14 protein-coding genes are annotated in these 14902 nt (G+C 45.9%); 6 read left to right on the top strand and 8 right to left on the bottom strand.

Translation table 11 applies throughout. From position 1 onward, the window contains the following. Positions 1–204: 204 nt before the first annotated feature. Positions 205–1062, bottom strand: a complete 858-nt coding sequence (gene yibB, locus A936_RS10410) for a protein YibB (RefSeq protein WP_008457473.1) — start codon at positions 1060–1062, stop codon at positions 205–207. 301 nt (positions 1063–1363) lie between these two features. Here yibB and rfaD point away from each other — a divergent pair, with 301 nt between their 5' ends. Genes rfaD through rfaL form a run of 4 tightly spaced genes read left to right on the top strand, consistent with a single transcriptional unit; the run spans position 1364 to position 5561 of the window. Beyond that, a complete protein-coding gene (gene rfaD / locus A936_RS10405; RefSeq protein WP_008457465.1) occupies positions 1364–2296 on the top strand; it encodes an ADP-glyceromanno-heptose 6-epimerase in 933 nt (310 codons plus the stop codon). Positions 2297–2312: 16 nt separating this feature from the next. Then, positions 2313–3362, top strand: coding sequence for an ADP-heptose--LPS heptosyltransferase RfaF (gene rfaF, locus A936_RS10400; RefSeq protein WP_008457463.1), 1050 nt, complete (start codon positions 2313–2315; stop codon positions 3360–3362). Next, a complete protein-coding gene (gene rfaC, locus A936_RS10395; RefSeq protein WP_008457458.1) occupies positions 3362–4324 on the top strand; it encodes a lipopolysaccharide heptosyltransferase RfaC in 963 nt (320 codons plus the stop codon). Before rfaF ends, rfaC begins: the two co-directional genes overlap by 1 nt. 28 nt (positions 4325–4352) lie before the next feature. Then, positions 4353–5561 carry an O-antigen ligase RfaL gene (gene rfaL / locus A936_RS10390; protein ID WP_008457457.1) on the top strand — a complete coding sequence of 403 codons (1209 nt, stop codon included), beginning with the start codon at positions 4353–4355 and terminating at the stop codon, positions 5559–5561. Positions 5562–5632: 71 nt separating this feature from the next. On the opposite strand, the gene A936_RS10385 is transcribed toward rfaL, so the two are convergent. From A936_RS10385 to rfaQ, 6 genes are all read right to left on the bottom strand, one after another. After that, a complete protein-coding gene (locus A936_RS10385; protein WP_008457456.1) occupies positions 5633–6775 on the bottom strand; it encodes a lipopolysaccharide N-acetylglucosaminyltransferase in 1143 nt (380 codons plus the stop codon). Between the two features lie 7 nt (positions 6776–6782). After that, complete coding sequence (locus A936_RS10380; protein ID WP_008457455.1) at positions 6783–7802, bottom strand: UDP-glucose--(galactosyl) LPS alpha1,2-glucosyltransferase; 1020 nt, start codon at positions 7800–7802, stop codon at positions 6783–6785. Between the two features lie 84 nt (positions 7803–7886). Beyond that, positions 7887–8897: a lipopolysaccharide 3-alpha-galactosyltransferase gene (waaO, locus tag A936_RS10375; RefSeq protein WP_008457454.1), complete on the bottom strand. Its 1011-nt coding sequence runs from the start codon at positions 8895–8897 to the stop codon at positions 7887–7889. A 65-nt stretch (positions 8898–8962) separates the two neighbouring features. Further along, a complete protein-coding gene (gene rfaP, locus A936_RS10370) occupies positions 8963–9760 on the bottom strand; it encodes a lipopolysaccharide core heptose(I) kinase RfaP (RefSeq protein WP_008457453.1) in 798 nt (265 codons plus the stop codon). Next, positions 9753–10877: a glycosyltransferase family 4 protein gene (locus tag A936_RS10365; protein ID WP_008457452.1), complete on the bottom strand. Its 1125-nt coding sequence runs from the start codon at positions 10875–10877 to the stop codon at positions 9753–9755. The genes rfaP and A936_RS10365 overlap by 8 nt, the downstream gene beginning before the upstream one ends. Further along, positions 10877–11944 (bottom strand): lipopolysaccharide core heptosyltransferase RfaQ, encoded by a 1068-nt coding sequence (rfaQ, locus tag A936_RS10360; RefSeq protein ID WP_085938898.1) that lies wholly within the window; start codon positions 11942–11944, stop codon positions 10877–10879. The genes A936_RS10365 and rfaQ overlap by 1 nt, the downstream gene beginning before the upstream one ends. Before the next feature lie 372 nt (positions 11945–12316). On the opposite strand from rfaQ, the gene waaA reads away from it, so the two are divergent. Beyond that, the gene (gene waaA, locus A936_RS10355; RefSeq protein ID WP_008457450.1) at positions 12317–13594 is read left to right on the top strand and encodes a lipid IV(A) 3-deoxy-D-manno-octulosonic acid transferase; all 1278 of its coding nucleotides are present in this window, start codon (positions 12317–12319) and stop codon (positions 13592–13594) included. Positions 13595–13602: 8 nt separating this feature from the next. Continuing rightward, complete coding sequence (gene coaD / locus A936_RS10350; protein ID WP_008457448.1) at positions 13603–14082, top strand: pantetheine-phosphate adenylyltransferase; 480 nt, start codon at positions 13603–13605, stop codon at positions 14080–14082. Here coaD and mutM read toward each other — a convergent pair whose 3' ends face one another. After that, positions 14083–14892, bottom strand: a complete 810-nt coding sequence (gene mutM / locus A936_RS10345) for a bifunctional DNA-formamidopyrimidine glycosylase/DNA-(apurinic or apyrimidinic site) lyase (protein WP_008457446.1) — start codon at positions 14890–14892, stop codon at positions 14083–14085. Positions 14893–14902: the final 10 nt, after the last annotated feature.

Here is a 14902-nt window from a genome sequence, read left to right as displayed (position 1 = left end):
ATTCTTAATTTTGCAGGATAAATCACGCTAGAATACGAGGCCGACAGGGGCTTTAAGCGGTATGAAGGCCGTGCAGGAATCATCATTAACATATTGAATAATAATGTAAATATTGAAATCATTAAAATCCTGACAGGTCAGATAGATTCCCGTATATCTGACCTGTTGAAATCATCTTCAGATGATTTATTCCCTCAGCAGGAGCTACTTCCTCGAGAGAAAAATTCTAAGCGCCTGCAGTCTGGCGCCTAAAGCGGAGTGCCTGAAGCAACGGAACAGGTCGAACCATTTTCCTTTCCCAAGATAATTCAGGGTGAATAATTCAGGGCGTTTGTAATAACAGAGAACAAATATACCCTGATCATCATCCACGATATTATTTTTCAGCGTAATTTTCTGGCTTTCCGTTACCAGAGAATAAAACTCTTGCCATTTACTCTGAGAACCGACAATAGCACCACCGATAATATAAACATGGTTACCAATCATAAAGTCAAATGCCTGTTTCAACGACGTAACATTTAGCCCTTTCTTGATGGTAAAAAGATGCATGGTATTTTTATTAAATGGAAAATCCCACACTTTTAAACCACGAATTACTTTAGATTCCCGGCAATAGCCAAAATCAACCCATGCAACCAGTGGTGTTTTTATTAACCCATCATTAATGGCTTTGTTAACAAAGTAGGATTTTAAATTACAGACCAGCACGTACTCTGGCGACCAATATTCAGGGTTTTTTAACTGATGGGTCTCTAATTGATTGGTAAAACTCTCGTCCTGCTGAACGCTCTCAATAAGACGCCGAATATGTTTAAATTTGTTTTTTATATCAATGGCAATAACCGTAGTAGGCTTTCCCTGTCGAATGGCTTCAACTCTTTCCTTGAGATCGGGTGAAGTGAATACCACCATATCATTTTCTAAAGCGGCCAATCGCTCGAAGTAATTAAAATAAACATCTACAGAGCGGGCAAGATTATCACGGAACCCTTTATTAGCAGTCCACTCCCCTCTACCGAGGTCAAAATAAGCCGTTACAATTGTGGTAGATGATTTCATCGCTAATAAAAACCATTAATATAAATAAATATTATATCACAATCATTTACCCTCTGTACACAGTACACTTTGCGTTCAGATCGGCCTTAACGAATACAATAATTCCCCGGCAAACATTAAAATAAAAATAATATTAAATTAAATAGCAGGTAAACCTTGGAAAAGTCAATCGGGCTTAAACCACCTGGATGACAAACCTGCCGCATTGTGTAAATGGCTGAAGCGATGCAAATGTAATGGTATGATTATGCACATTCATGTCTGAGATTGTCTCTGACTCCATAATTTTAAGGCTACAGTTATGATCATCGTTACTGGCGGCGCCGGCATGATCGGCAGCAACATTGTTAAGTCACTGAACGAACAAGGCTATCGCGATATCCTGGTGGTAGATAACCTGAAGGATGGGACTAAATTTGTTAACCTGGTTGATCTGGACATCACCGACTACATGGATAAGGAAGACTTCCTGATCCAAATTATGGCCGGGGAAGAATTCGGTGATATCGACGCCATCTTCCATGAAGGGGCCTGCTCGTCCACGACCGAGTGGGACGGCAAGTACATGATGGACAACAACTATCAGTACTCTAAAGAAATCCTGCACTACTGCCTGGAGCGCGAAATTCCGTTCCTGTATGCCTCTTCTGCCGCCACCTACGGCGGGCGCAATGCAGATTTCATCGAATCCCGCGAATATGAACAGCCGCTGAACGTGTACGGTTACTCAAAATTCCTGTTTGATGAATATGTTCGCCAGATCCTGCCAGAAGCAAACTCTCAGGTGACCGGCTTCCGCTACTTTAACGTCTACGGGCCGCGCGAAGGCCACAAAGGCAGCATGGCGAGCGTGGCATTCCATCTCAATACTCAGTTGAATAACGGTGAGAACCCAAAACTGTTTGAAGGCAGCGACGGCTTCAAGCGTGACTTCATCTATGTGGGTGATGTTGCCGCCGTTAACCTCTGGTTCTGGCAAAATGGCGTTTCCGGTATTTTCAACTGCGGTACCGGTCGTGCGGAATCCTTCCAGGCCGTGGCAGACGCAGCGCTGGCGTATCACAACAAAGGCAGCATCGAGTACATTCCTTTCCCGGAAAAGCTAAAAGGTCGCTATCAGGCTTATACTGAAGCTGACTTAACCAATCTGCGCGCTGCGGGTTACGACAAGCCGTTCAAAACCGTTGCCCAAGGGGTTGCGGAATACATGAAATGGTTAAATCGCGACGCATAAGCTGCACAGGAAAAGCATGAAAATTCTGGTGATTGGCCCGTCATGGGTGGGCGACATGATGATGTCGCAAAGTCTTTATCGCACGCTCAAGGCGCGTTATCCCCAGGCGATCATTGACGTGATGGCACCCGCGTGGTGCCGTCCGCTATTATCGCGTATGCAGGAAGTGAACGAAGCCATCGCCATGCCTTTGGGTCACGGTGCGTTGCAAATCGCAGAGCGTCGTCGCCTTGGACGCAGCCTGCGGGACAAACGCTATGACCATGCGTACGTTCTGCCAAACTCGTTTAAGTCCGCGCTGGTGCCTTTTTTTGCCAACATACCTCACCGTACGGGTTGGTTGGGCGAGATGCGTTACGGCCTGCTGAATGACAGCCGTAAGCTGGACAAACAAGCCTGGCCATTGATGGTAGAGCGCTACGTCGCCCTGGGTTATGAAAAAGGCATAATGCAGTCGGCTAAAGACCTCCCGCAGCCGCTCCTGTGGCCTCAACTACATGTTAGTGAAGGTGAAAAAACACTGACTTGCGCTGCTTTTAATCTTGATCCACAGCGTCCGATGATTGGTTTCTGCCCTGGAGCAGAGTTCGGCCCGGCAAAACGTTGGCCGCACTATCATTACGCCGCGCTCGCAGCAAAACTCATCGATGCGGGCTATCAGGTTGTGCTCTTCGGTTCTGCCAAGGATAAGGACGCAGGTAAAGAGATTCTTGCTGCTCTCACCACTGAACAGCAGGCATGGTGCCGTAACCTTGCCGGGGATACCCAGCTTGAACAGGCCGTGATATTGCTTGCCGCTTGCGAGGGTGTGGTCACCAATGATTCCGGCCTGATGCATGTCGCAGCTGCGCTCAACCGTCCTCTGGTCGCACTTTATGGCCCCAGCAGCCCGGATTTCACCCCACCACTTTCCCACAAAGCGAGAGTTATTCGCTTGATCAGCGGCTACCATAAAGTGCGTAAAGGCGATACCGCTGAGGGCTATCATCAAAGCCTGATCGATATCACACCAGAAAGCGTGCTGGTTACATTGACTGAACTGCTAACCAGCAGCAAGGAAGACTAATGCGCGTCCTTCTTGTTAAAACGTCTTCGATGGGCGATGTTCTCCACTCTCTTCCTGCGCTTACAGACGCGATGCTGGCAATGCCGGGAATTTCGTTCGATTGGGTGGTAGAAGAAGGTTTCGCACAGATACCAGGCTGGCACCCCGCCGTGGATAAAGTGATTCCCGTCGCGATCCGTCGCTGGCGTAAAAGCTGGTTCACCGCTGAAACCCGCGCGGAACGAAAAGCTTTTTATTATCAGCTTGAAGCAAGAAAGTACGACTGCGTCATTGATGCTCAGGGCCTGGTAAAAAGCGCAGCGTTGGTGACTCGAAAAGCACATGGCATCAAGCATGGCATGGACTGGAACAGCGCCCGTGAACCTCTGGCAAGCCTGTTTTATAACAAACGCCATAATGTGGCCAGGCAGCAGCACGCCGTGGAACGTACTCGTGAACTTTTCGCCAAAAGTTTGGGTTACGCAAAACCGCAATCTCAGGGTGATTATGCGATTTCAGGGCATTTTCTTACTAATCCGAAAGAAAGTGCGGAAAAGTATGCGGTATTTTTACACGCAACAACTCGAGATGATAAACACTGGCCAGAAGAAAATTGGCGGGAGCTGATTGAGCTATTGAAGGCAACCGGACTGCGGATAAAACTCCCTTGGGGGGCACCGCACGAAGAAGAACGAGCCAAACGACTGGCGGCAGGATTTAGCTTTGTGGATGTTCTGCCAAAATTAACGCTTGAAGAAGTCGCCAAAGTTCTGGCGAATGCCAAATTTGTGGTTTCTGTTGATACAGGATTAAGCCATCTTACGGCAGCATTGGACCGACCGAATGTGACGCTTTACGGACCTACAGATCCGGGCCTCATTGGCGGGTATGGAAAAAATCAGGTCGTGTGCCGCGCACCGGGTAACAGACTTGAAAATTTGACTGCCTTTACAGTCTTGAATCAACTTACGACAAGCCTGTAAGTACGCGAATTTCGATATCGGAGAAGAGATGGCCCTCACATTATTTTTTTCTAATGAGAAAAAAAACTGGACCTTATACTGGAATAGAACGCTTGTATTCTTATTTATTGCCACTTATTTTTTAGGTGGCATAACGCGTTATAAACACCTCATTGTTATATTGATGACGCTCACAACTCTTGTATATCTGTGTAAGCAGCCTAGACAATTTCTGCCAGAATTCAAAAATTTTCTATTTTTTAGCATAGCTGTTTTGACTTTCGCCGTGTTTCTTTCGCTGTTTCAGACACCTGATTTCAAAGCAACCCTGAAGGAAATCAGCAAGTCTGTTCTGGAAAACACTCTTTTATGTACAATTTCCATTCCCGTACTGCTGAGAAATGAAAGCAAAGAGTTAATTTCAAAAATAATTTTCTTTTCATTTATTACAGCGCTGAGTCTACGTTGCATATCAGAGATCGTGCTTTACTACCAAGAGTACACACAGGGTGTCATGCCATTTATCGATTTCAGACATCGTGGTATATCCGACTCGTTGGTATTCCTTTTCCCTGCCTTATTGAGCATGTGGTTAATAAAATCTGTTAAGTATAAGGTTGCCTTTGTTCTGCTAAGCGCGGTCTATCTGTTTCTCATTTTAGGCACACTATCCCGTGGCGCTTGGCTTTCTGTAATAACTGTTGGCTTACTGTGGGTTGTGTTAAACCGGAAATGGAAATTATTGATTGCCGGGATTTTAATTTCTACCTTGACAGTCGGCGCAATTTTGACGCAAGAAAAAATACCAACAACTTTAATGACTAAGCTTCAGCAGACAGACAGCTCCAATCGTTATTCAAATGGTGTGCAAGGTAGCGCGATGAATCTTATTATGGAAAATCCTTTGCTGGGATACGGCTTTGGAAATACAGCCTATAAAGATGTCTACAACAAACGTGTGGTTGATTATCCCAACTGGACCTTTAGAGAGTCTCCCGGGCCACACAACCTGGCATTGTTTGTCTGGTTTGGCACCGGGTTACTCGGATTCGCAGGCCTGCTACTCACCTATGCAGCGATAATTAAAGAATGTACTTCCAACGCCTTCGAGAAAAGCTCGTCCTTCCCGGTAAATGCACACATGATAATCTTGTTATCATTTATCGGCTATTTCCTCATTCGAGGAAATGTTGAACAAATACAGCTAGACCTGCTTGGCGTATTGGTTGGGTTATTGATAGCACTGAATAAAAAATAACAATAAAAAAGGCTACATCACGTAGCCTCTTTTATGCTTAAACTAAAGCAAGTATGTAAGAGAAATTTTAGTTAGTGAAACCAATTATTAATCACGTCTTCAAATCTCTGAGTCACTCCGGCCCAACTAAAATGATTATAAACAAAGCGTTGCCCACATTTTGCCATGTCATTTATATCCGGACTTTGCAGTGTGCTCATAATATCTTGAGCAATAGAGTCTGCAGTCATGGGCTCTCGCAGATGAAAACCTGTCTCTTTTTCCCTGACGAATTCAACCATGCCGCCACGGGTGCTGACCAATACCGGCTTGCCTGCCCCCATTGCCTCAATAGCCACCATGCAAAATGGTTCCTGAAACTGAGAAGGAATGACAACCAGGTCAGCCAGAGGATAGTAACGGTGCATGTTTTCCGGCGCTATGCTTCCTAACATAATACATCGCCCCTGCAAACGCTCGGCAATCTCTCTGACCTCACGCTGATAAGCGCCATTATCCGCTTTGTTCACCTCCAGGTGATCGCCAACCACTACGAGTTTCATATCGTCATGTTCTCTGGCCAACTTTTCAAACGCCTGCATGAGCAATAAAATCCCCTTATCCGGAACAATACGCCCCGCATAGAAGAGGACTTTATCATTCTCAGAAATGCCCAGATCTGCTTTAGAAACAGGTGTATAAGCAGATTGATAAACATCCAAATCGATGCCATTAGCAACCACTTTAATATCGGCTTTCGGCAAAAGATTCTGATAAAAATCTCTTAAGAAATTGCTCGGCACAATCATTTTTACATCCTGGTCCAACCCTTTGGGTTCGAACGCATTATGCATATGGATGACGATTTTCTGCTGAGGAGCACGTTGTCTGATTTGCCGATAAAGCTTCATGCTGTTATGCACAACGACAATGCTGTCATCCGTAATATGAAAATCTTTCGCAATATTCAGTATTCGCTGCGAATACGGCAGTGGATCAAGGCGAGTCCACTTCTGGAAGATGCGCTTATAAATGCGGCTGAATCCAATGCGATGGATACTACAGTTATCGTTTACAGGGGTAAAATCTGTATACCCTTCATTTTTAATGCATACCAAGCGATTGGGAATAGACGTTCTCTGTGCGACCTGGTACATCCACGTTTCAACTGCAGCGGCACCGCGCGGAGGAATAGAAAATATAGGTGTGACAGTAAATATAATTTTATCAGTCATATAATTTTCAACCCTGCATTAAATTATATTTAATCGCAGCGCAGAGGCCACCAAAAACTTTCCCTTGATAAAGCAAATGTTTATATTTCTCTCTATACTCATGCTTTTTCACTGCACTTTGATAAGGTATATTCCGCCACGGGGAAACATCATAAACATTACGGAAAAACTGTGCTGACGGATAATTAGCCCAGTCATGCCAGGGTTTTGTCACGCCCGTATAATGTATAAACACCGTGCTTTCCTTAATGAACTCACTGTAATATTTACTGTTTTTATTCTCAAACTCAGATTTTAGAGAGTAGATGGTATTGTATTCCCGGGGCAATATTCTTGCGTGATGAAGGAATATAATATTAAGAATATCCTGGTCCGGATACTTTAATTTTCCAACCACACTCTCATCTGAAAGTAAGTTGAAAAACCTTTCCGTTAAGCTTGATTTTAGCCATTGATTTAAGTTTATGTACATTACCCCAGAATTGAAGTAATTCCCTTCAAATTCTGGATTTTGTAGACGCACAGCACTTTTCTTTTGCATGGTGTCAACATCAATAACCACCGCGCCGTACTCTTCATTAAATTCTAAAGAAGCTAAAGATTGCAATGAGCCTTTACATATAACATCGGCATCCAGATATAAAAGAGTATCAAGACGCTCAGAGAAATAATCAAAAGAAAGCAAGCGATAGTATATTGATACTGGCCAAATGTTTGTTTTCGGCAAAGACCTTAGCGGCGCAGAATCAATGTGATAGATTTTTATAACCGTCTTATATTGCTCGGCTAACTGTGTTAAAAGCTCAACATACTCATTATCTAAGTAATCAGCGATAATATGAAAGGTAAAATCAATATCACTCTTTTTATTATTCTCAAGAATGGAAGCAATCGATATCGCGGCACCTATCTGATAATTTTTATCGATACCCCATGAAATATTGAATGTTTCCCGATCATCACACTTTACAAGGCGCCGATCCAGAACAATGATATCGTTAAATTGTGTGATTTGTTTAAAGTTCAATGTCAATTACCTTTCATCACCATTAGTCGTGTAGCATGGTTATTTTCATAACATTCCATGCCAGCAATACTGTCGCGAGCACAACTATTCTTTAAATTTAGCCACATAATAGTTAAAGTAGTTCGACAGCCCCTGCAGATAAAGCTTTTGATTGAACTTATGTTTTGCAGAGTATCGATATTGGTGACTATTAATTGGCTTTAGAAGTTCGACATTACGCCAGGGTGAGGCCTCTTTCGCCGTTAAGAAGCTCTGAGAGACGGGATAAGTGCCCCAGTCATGCCACGGTTTTGTCGGACCGACATAATGAATAAAAACAGTTTCATCATTGACAGGATTCACTACGTTGTCTTTGAGCTCATAATTAATACTGAAACGAGTGTTATATTTCCCTTCAATGAATTTAACTTTCCCTACCAACAAGACATTCAGCACATCCTGGTCAAGGTGAGTGATTTTTTCTACCCACTGAGGATCCCGCAGCATCTCGATTGCTTTATAAGAAATATTGTTGATATTCCATTCATTGATGTTTATAAGCAAAAAACCCGCATTGAAGTAACCAGACACTAACTCCGGTGTTGAAAGTGTTGCAGCCCGGTTCGACCACCACTCAATGTCCCTTTCCACAACCACAGCGGCAATTTCGTTCTCTGCAAAAACATAATCAACTAACGGCTGAATACTTCCTTTGCAGGCGATATCCGCATCCAGATAAAGAAGTTTATCAACTCTGTGATAGAGATAATCTGCAATAATAAAACGGAAGTATGTCGCGTAACTCCAGTTTTTTGTACTCGGTAATGATTTTAGCTTCTCACAGTTAATGACATAGATATTAATATGTGTTTTATATTGTTTAGCTAATGCTTCGAATCGAGCCTTATCGGCTTCACTGAATGAATCAGTGAACACATGAAACTCAAAAGATGCAGATGCATTACTCAACAAGACTGAGGAGATAGCAACACCACAGCCGAAAAGGAAATTCTTATCAATACCAAATGCTATATTGAGAACATTGGCAGCTTTCTTTTCCTGGTAGTTAAAATCGAAAACAGAGAGGATGATATCTTCATCACTGAATTGAGACATGTTGATTCTTATCCGACTAAGATGAATAGACGACTGTAACCGGCAATGACGCCCCTTACAGGCTACTACAACGATTTTCTAATCGTTCGTTCTTTGATTTTTTCCGCTTTATCTTCTGCTTTAGCCAGCAATGCATGTTCCGTTTCTAGCACACCTCTAAGTGGCTGATTAGAATACGTCACCATAAAGCGCCAAATATCACGCTGTGTCAGCCCAATGTTCATCGATGAAAAATAGAGTCCAATGAGATCTTTGTCCCGCCAGCGTCGAGGAACTTTTGTTCGAATCTGCGCACGATGCAGGTCAATCACCGAAACCTTCAGTTCGCTTTCCCGACCAGAAAAGGGGAGATGCAATAAGAAATGGCAAATATAACAATCCCGATGATTTACGCCACCACCGTGCATTTTACGTACCATTGTGGCTACACGCTCAATCAGCATCCGCTTGATTTTTACGTCAGGTGGATTCGTCGCCCAATCAGCACAGTAATCTTCGAGACTGATCGTAGGCGTTAAATCTTCAGTAATGATGAACGACGTTTTGTTGATTGGGTTTAACCCCTTTTCACCAAAACCAACGCCCTGCATCGTGTCGACATCCAGAGTTTTCAGCCGGTGAATCGCCTTCCACTCGCGATCGGCCCCTAAAACCGGCATTCGCAGCGAAATAAGATTTTTTATCACTTCTTTGATAGACGTTCCCTGGTGCCATTTTAAGAAATAGCTTTTTCCTGCGGCCTCGAAACGTAGCGTGCGGCGTGTTTCCAGTTCGCGGAAAATTTCCCCCTGAAGTTTTCTGACTTCAGCAAAAACGTCCTTTCCTTTCCAAAGAGAGGTAAAAGGTTCTTTTAACTCAACCACGCGGCTCTCCCACTATGATATCTGCTGCCTTTTCGGCCAGGCTATAAATATCCTGGGTTGAGGCATAATGACGAGCGTGACTCGCCCAGCTCAGGCGCTGCTCTGCATTACCCAGAACGTCAGATAAAGCCGCATTAAGCGATGCCTGGCTAAACGGTTCTTTGATAACAACCCCACACTCAGCGTCTGCAATATAATGTGCATAGCCGCAAACTTCCGTCACAAGGATTGGCAATCCGGCAGCTATCGCCTCAAGCAAGACAATACCGGCAGCTTCCTGATAGGCAGGATGAATCAAAACATCCGCAGCCATCATCAGTTCAGAGACGTCATCTCTTCCGGAGAAGAAACTAACCCGGCTCTCTACGCCACGTTTCTGCGCTAATGTCTTAAACCGCCCGGGTTTATCCTGCCCGACAACAAACAAAGTGGTTCGACTACGGATGGCCTCAGGCAAAGCAGCCAACGCTTCAATAGAGCGATCAACGCCTTTACGCGTGAAATCGGAGCCTACCTGCAAAACGAGGTAGTCATTCACACCAATGCCGTTTTTTTCTCTGTAACGCTCCCGGCTACCCTGCGGATGGTTGTCGAATCGACGATCGGGGTAAATACCTGGAGGCAGGATCAGAAAACGCGAAGATTCCGTACCATAGTGTTTTTCAAAATCAGCAATTTGCTTATCAGTCAGCATCAGCAACTTGGTTGATTTTCCTTGCTCGAATGTGGCTTTTTCAAACTGTGAATAATGCCGATATCGGGCGGTCAGGCGATAAAAGAAACCTTTCTCTTGTGCTACTTTTTCGGCGTAACAAACGTCTGCTGCATAATAAACATCGAGACCCGGCATTTTATTAAAACCCACTACGCGGTCTACCGGATGCTGACTCATATGAGCCTTCACCCATTGATAATATTCAGCATTACGACCGTGGTTCGTTTTTGACCGCACAGGAACGATGACGATATCAAAGGCATCAGGTTTCTCGCCCTGCCAGGACTGCACATAAACCCGGACGTTATGCCCACGCGATGCAACAGCCCCGGCAATACGCATAAAATCGCGCTGCAGGCCGCCAAAGGGAAAATATTTATACAGACAAAAAGCAACTGTCATCATGCTTCGTCTCTTGGTGATAGCGCCGCAGCGGCAGGAAGCATTTTAGAAATGGCGGCAATCACATCCTCAGCAGGGATCACCGACATATATTTTTTATTGCGGTCGAGTTGAGCACGGGACGGCATAGATTGATAGTTACCTGCCCAGAATTGCGTAATTTGCTCTGTCCATGGACGCCAGTAAACATGGTCCGTTGCACCAAACAGGCTAATGACAGGCGTTTTTACCGCCGCAGCGATATGCCCAGGCGCTGAGTCCACCCCAATAAACAATGCTGCATGATCGATTAAAGCGCCCAACTCCGGGAAGGTTGTTTTGCCGGCAAGCGCCACGACGGGCATTATTTTGCATCCTTGAGCTATCTCATTAACGCAGGTGAGATCGTCACGACCCGGTCCAGAGGTCAATACAACCGGGAATCCTTCATCCTGCAAGTAATCAATGATCTGAGAAAACTTATCGTTGTCCCAACACTTAAAGAGCTGTCGGGCCGTGGGCTGAATGACAACATACTTGTCAGCAACGCTTTCAGCATCAAGCACTTCACGGATCTTTTGCCAATCGGCCTCAGTGTAGTACAGCGTTGTTTCTGTAAAAAAATCCGTAATTCCTAAAGGAGAGAGCACTGAGAGGCTAGCTTCAACGACATGCTTACCAACGACAGGGGCAAGGTGAGTGAAGCTTTTTTTCCAGAATGAAGACTGCCGGTGAGCGTAATCCTGGGAAATTTTTACTGCCGGCCCAAGGCAGCGAACCATCCATGCCACGCTCCGCTGATCGGTCAGATTAACAATCAGGTCATAATGATTGCTCCGCAAGCGGCGAATCAAGGAAAGAAAATTACTGATTTTCTTTCCTGTTTTAACGCCTTTGTTGCTTATACCGTAGCGCGCATTTATTTCTGGATTTCCAGAAAGAATGGGAAGGGTATCCTGATACTGCAGGACATCTATTTTTGCTTCAGGATAGTTGCGCTTAAGGGTACTGATCACAGGCGTTGTCAGCAACATGTCGCCGTGAAAGCGCATTTTAATCACTAAAATTCTTTTAAATGTCGTATTCACCGTCAGCTCTTAATATCAGCAATACTGAAAAATAAAAAACACGCTACCGCCCCAGGCTCCACAGCTACCTGTTCACTGACAACGTGTTCATTTTTACGTGTAGTGTACCACTTATCGCTCCCATTCCGAAGGATACGCAAGCCAAGACAATTCATTGGTAAACATATGAATTAAAATAATTTATTTTCCTTAAACTCAAAGACCATTCACTTTTGACTTTTGCACAACTGCTCAATCCAACCATTGCCTGGCAATACATACCTTTGACACAAGCCATCAACCTGGTTTTCGCCCAATTTCCGCAAAAGTAATGGCAAAGCTCAGGTTAAATACATAGAATCCCCAGCACATTCATAATGCCAGCCGTGTCCTATGCTCCAATTGCTTTACACCGTACTGCTTTACCTCATACAGCCACTCATCTGGCTGCGATTATGGGTGCGCGGTCGTAAAGCTCCTGCATACCGCAAACGCATTGGCGAGCGCTACGGCTTCTATAAAAAGCCGCTCAGGCCAGGTGGTATTATGTTGCATTCGGTTTCCGTTGGGGAAACGCTGGCCGCCATACCTCTGGTTCGCGCGCTTCGCCACCGCTATCCAGAATTGCCGATTACCGTCACGACAATGACACCAACCGGCTCAGAAAGGGTCATGTCCGCTTTCGGAGAAGACGTCCAGCACGTCTATCTGCCTTACGATTTGCCGTGTGCGCTCAACCGCTTCCTGGATAAAGTCGATCCAAAGCTGGTGCTTATTATGGAAACCGAACTTTGGCCAAACCTGATAGCCGCGCTGCACAAACGCTATATCCCATTAGTGATTGCCAATGCCAGGCTTTCCGCACGCTCGGCAAAGGGCTACGCAAAACTTGGTGACTTTGTCAGAACGCTGCTGCAGCGCATTACGCTTATCGCCGCACAGAACGAAGAAGATGGTGAACGCTTCATCTCACTAGGTGCAAAACGGAGCCAATTGACGGTTACCGGTAGCCTTAAGTTTGATATTTCGGTGACACCGCAGTTGGCCGCTCGAGCCGTGACGCTGCGCCGGCAGTGGGCACCGCACCGCCCGGTCTGGATAGCTACCAGCACGCACGAAGGCGAAGAAAGCATCGTCGTGCAAGCTCATCAGTCGCTTTTAAAGCAGTTTCCTAACTTACTGCTGATCCTTGTACCACGCCACCCGGAACGCTTCCCGGATGCCATCAATCTGGTCAGAAATGCTGGATTAAGCTACATAACTCGCTCTTCTGGAGAGGTACCGTCTTCCAGTACGCAGGTCGTCATTGGCGATACTATGGGTGAGTTAATGTTACTGTACGGGATTGCCGATCTGGCTTTTGTTGGCGGCTCGTTAGTTGAGCGTGGTGGCCATAATCCCCTCGAACCAGCCGCACACGCTATTCCAGTGTTAATGGGTCCACATACCTTTAACTTCAAAGATATCTGCGCGCGCCTGTCGCAGGCAGATGGCCTAATCACCGTGACGGACGAGCAGTCATTAGTAAAAGAGATTGCGTCTTTGCTCACAGATGAGGATTATCGTAACTTCTACGGGCGCCATGCTGTGGAAGTGCTTTACCAGAACCAGGGTGCATTGCAGCGCCTGTTACAGCTACTGGAACCTTATCTCCCCCCTAAAACACACTAAGGTCAGATATGCAAAAGCGGGCAATCTATCCGGGGACTTTCGATCCCATCACCAACGGCCATATTGATATCGTTACCCGTGCAGCCAGTATGTTTGACCAGGTGATCCTTGCGATTGCAGCAAGCCCCAGCAAGAATGCCTTGTTCACCCTGGATGAACGCGTTGCGCTGGCGCAGCAGGCACTTGCGCATTTACCCAACGTTCAGGTTCTCGGTTTCAGCGATTTAATGGCAAGCTTTGCACGTAACCAGCAGGCGAACGTGCTGGTGCGTGGGTTGCGTACCGCGGCTGATTTTGAATATGAAATGCAGCTGGCCCACATGAACCGCCATCTCATGCCTGAACTGGAAAGCGTGTTCCTGATGCCATCTAAAGAGTGGTCGTTTGTCTCTTCTTCCCTTGTCAAAGAAGTGGCGCGCCATCACGGAGATGTAGCCCACTTCCTGCCAGAGCATGTCTGTAAAGCACTTATCGAAAGGCTTAAATAGCTATCGCTGACAGCGGCGACAATAGTAAGTGCTACGCTGGGCGTGCTTAGCGGCGGAAATCGGCGTACCGCATACCCTGCAAGGTTCTCCTTCCCGGCCATATACCTGCAGCTCCTGAGCAAAATAGCCGGGTTTGCCATCGGACTGAAGGAAGTCTTTTAAAGTGGTTCCACCTTGTTCTATTGAGCGTTGCAATACAGCTTTGATAGCTGCGACCAGAGTTTCAGACTCTTTTTTTGATAGCGACTGTGCGCTACGGTCGGGATGGATCCCCGCTGCGAACAAGGATTCGCTGGCATAGATATTCCCCACCCCAACAACCAGTTTGTTATCCATTAGCCAGGGCTTGATAGCCGTTTTCTTTTTGGCCGATTTTTCGCGCAGGTATTCTGCACTGAATGTGTCGCTCAAAGGCTCCGGACCAAGGTGAGACAATACATTGCTCCCTTCCAGCTCTTTGCCCCACAGCCAGGCGCCAAAGCGGCGGGGATCGGTATAGCGCAGAACTTTGCCGTTACTCATGATCAGATCGACATGATCGTGCTTTTCCGCAGGAAGTTCTTCCGCGAGGATCCTCAGGCTGCCGGACATTCCCAGATGAATGATGATCCAGCCATCCGGTAGCTCCAGCAGCAAATACTTCGCCCGCCGCTGTACGCTCAACACCGGCTTATCGCTCAGAGCATGTATTTCATCAGAAACCGGCCAGCGCAGCCGAGCATTGCGCACAACGGCATACAGGATGGTTTCACCCACCAGGTGCGGCTCAATACCGCGACGACTGGTTTCTACCTCTGGTAATTCAGGCATCTCTCCTCCG

The organism is Enterobacter sp. Ag1, from assembly GCA_000277545.1.
Taxonomy (GTDB): domain Bacteria; phylum Pseudomonadota; class Gammaproteobacteria; order Enterobacterales; family Enterobacteriaceae; genus Cedecea.
This window is presented reverse-complemented; position numbering and strand designations above follow the sequence as displayed.

Excerpts from the sequence above, each read along its gene's own strand:
- yibB (WP_008457473.1), bottom strand. The coding sequence starts at position 1,062 with ATGAAATCATCTACCACAATTGTAACGGCTTATTTTGACCTCGGTAGA.
- rfaD (WP_008457465.1), top strand. The coding sequence starts at position 1,364 with ATGATCATCGTTACTGGCGGCGCCGGCATGATCGGCAGCAACATTGTT.
- rfaF (WP_008457463.1), top strand. The coding sequence starts at position 2,313 with ATGAAAATTCTGGTGATTGGCCCGTCATGGGTGGGCGACATGATGATG.
- rfaC (WP_008457458.1), top strand. The coding sequence starts at position 3,362 with ATGCGCGTCCTTCTTGTTAAAACGTCTTCGATGGGCGATGTTCTCCAC.
- rfaL (WP_008457457.1), top strand. The coding sequence starts at position 4,353 with ATGGCCCTCACATTATTTTTTTCTAATGAGAAAAAAAACTGGACCTTA.
- A936_RS10385 (WP_008457456.1), bottom strand. The coding sequence starts at position 6,775 with ATGACTGATAAAATTATATTTACTGTCACACCTATATTTTCTATTCCT.
- waaO (WP_008457454.1), bottom strand. The coding sequence starts at position 8,897 with ATGTCTCAATTCAGTGATGAAGATATCATCCTCTCTGTTTTCGATTTT.
- A936_RS10365 (WP_008457452.1), bottom strand. The coding sequence starts at position 10,877 with ATGACAGTTGCTTTTTGTCTGTATAAATATTTTCCCTTTGGCGGCCTG.
- waaA (WP_008457450.1), top strand. The coding sequence starts at position 12,317 with ATGCTCCAATTGCTTTACACCGTACTGCTTTACCTCATACAGCCACTC.
- coaD (WP_008457448.1), top strand. The coding sequence starts at position 13,603 with ATGCAAAAGCGGGCAATCTATCCGGGGACTTTCGATCCCATCACCAAC.
- mutM (WP_008457446.1), bottom strand. The coding sequence starts at position 14,892 with ATGCCTGAATTACCAGAGGTAGAAACCAGTCGTCGCGGTATTGAGCCG.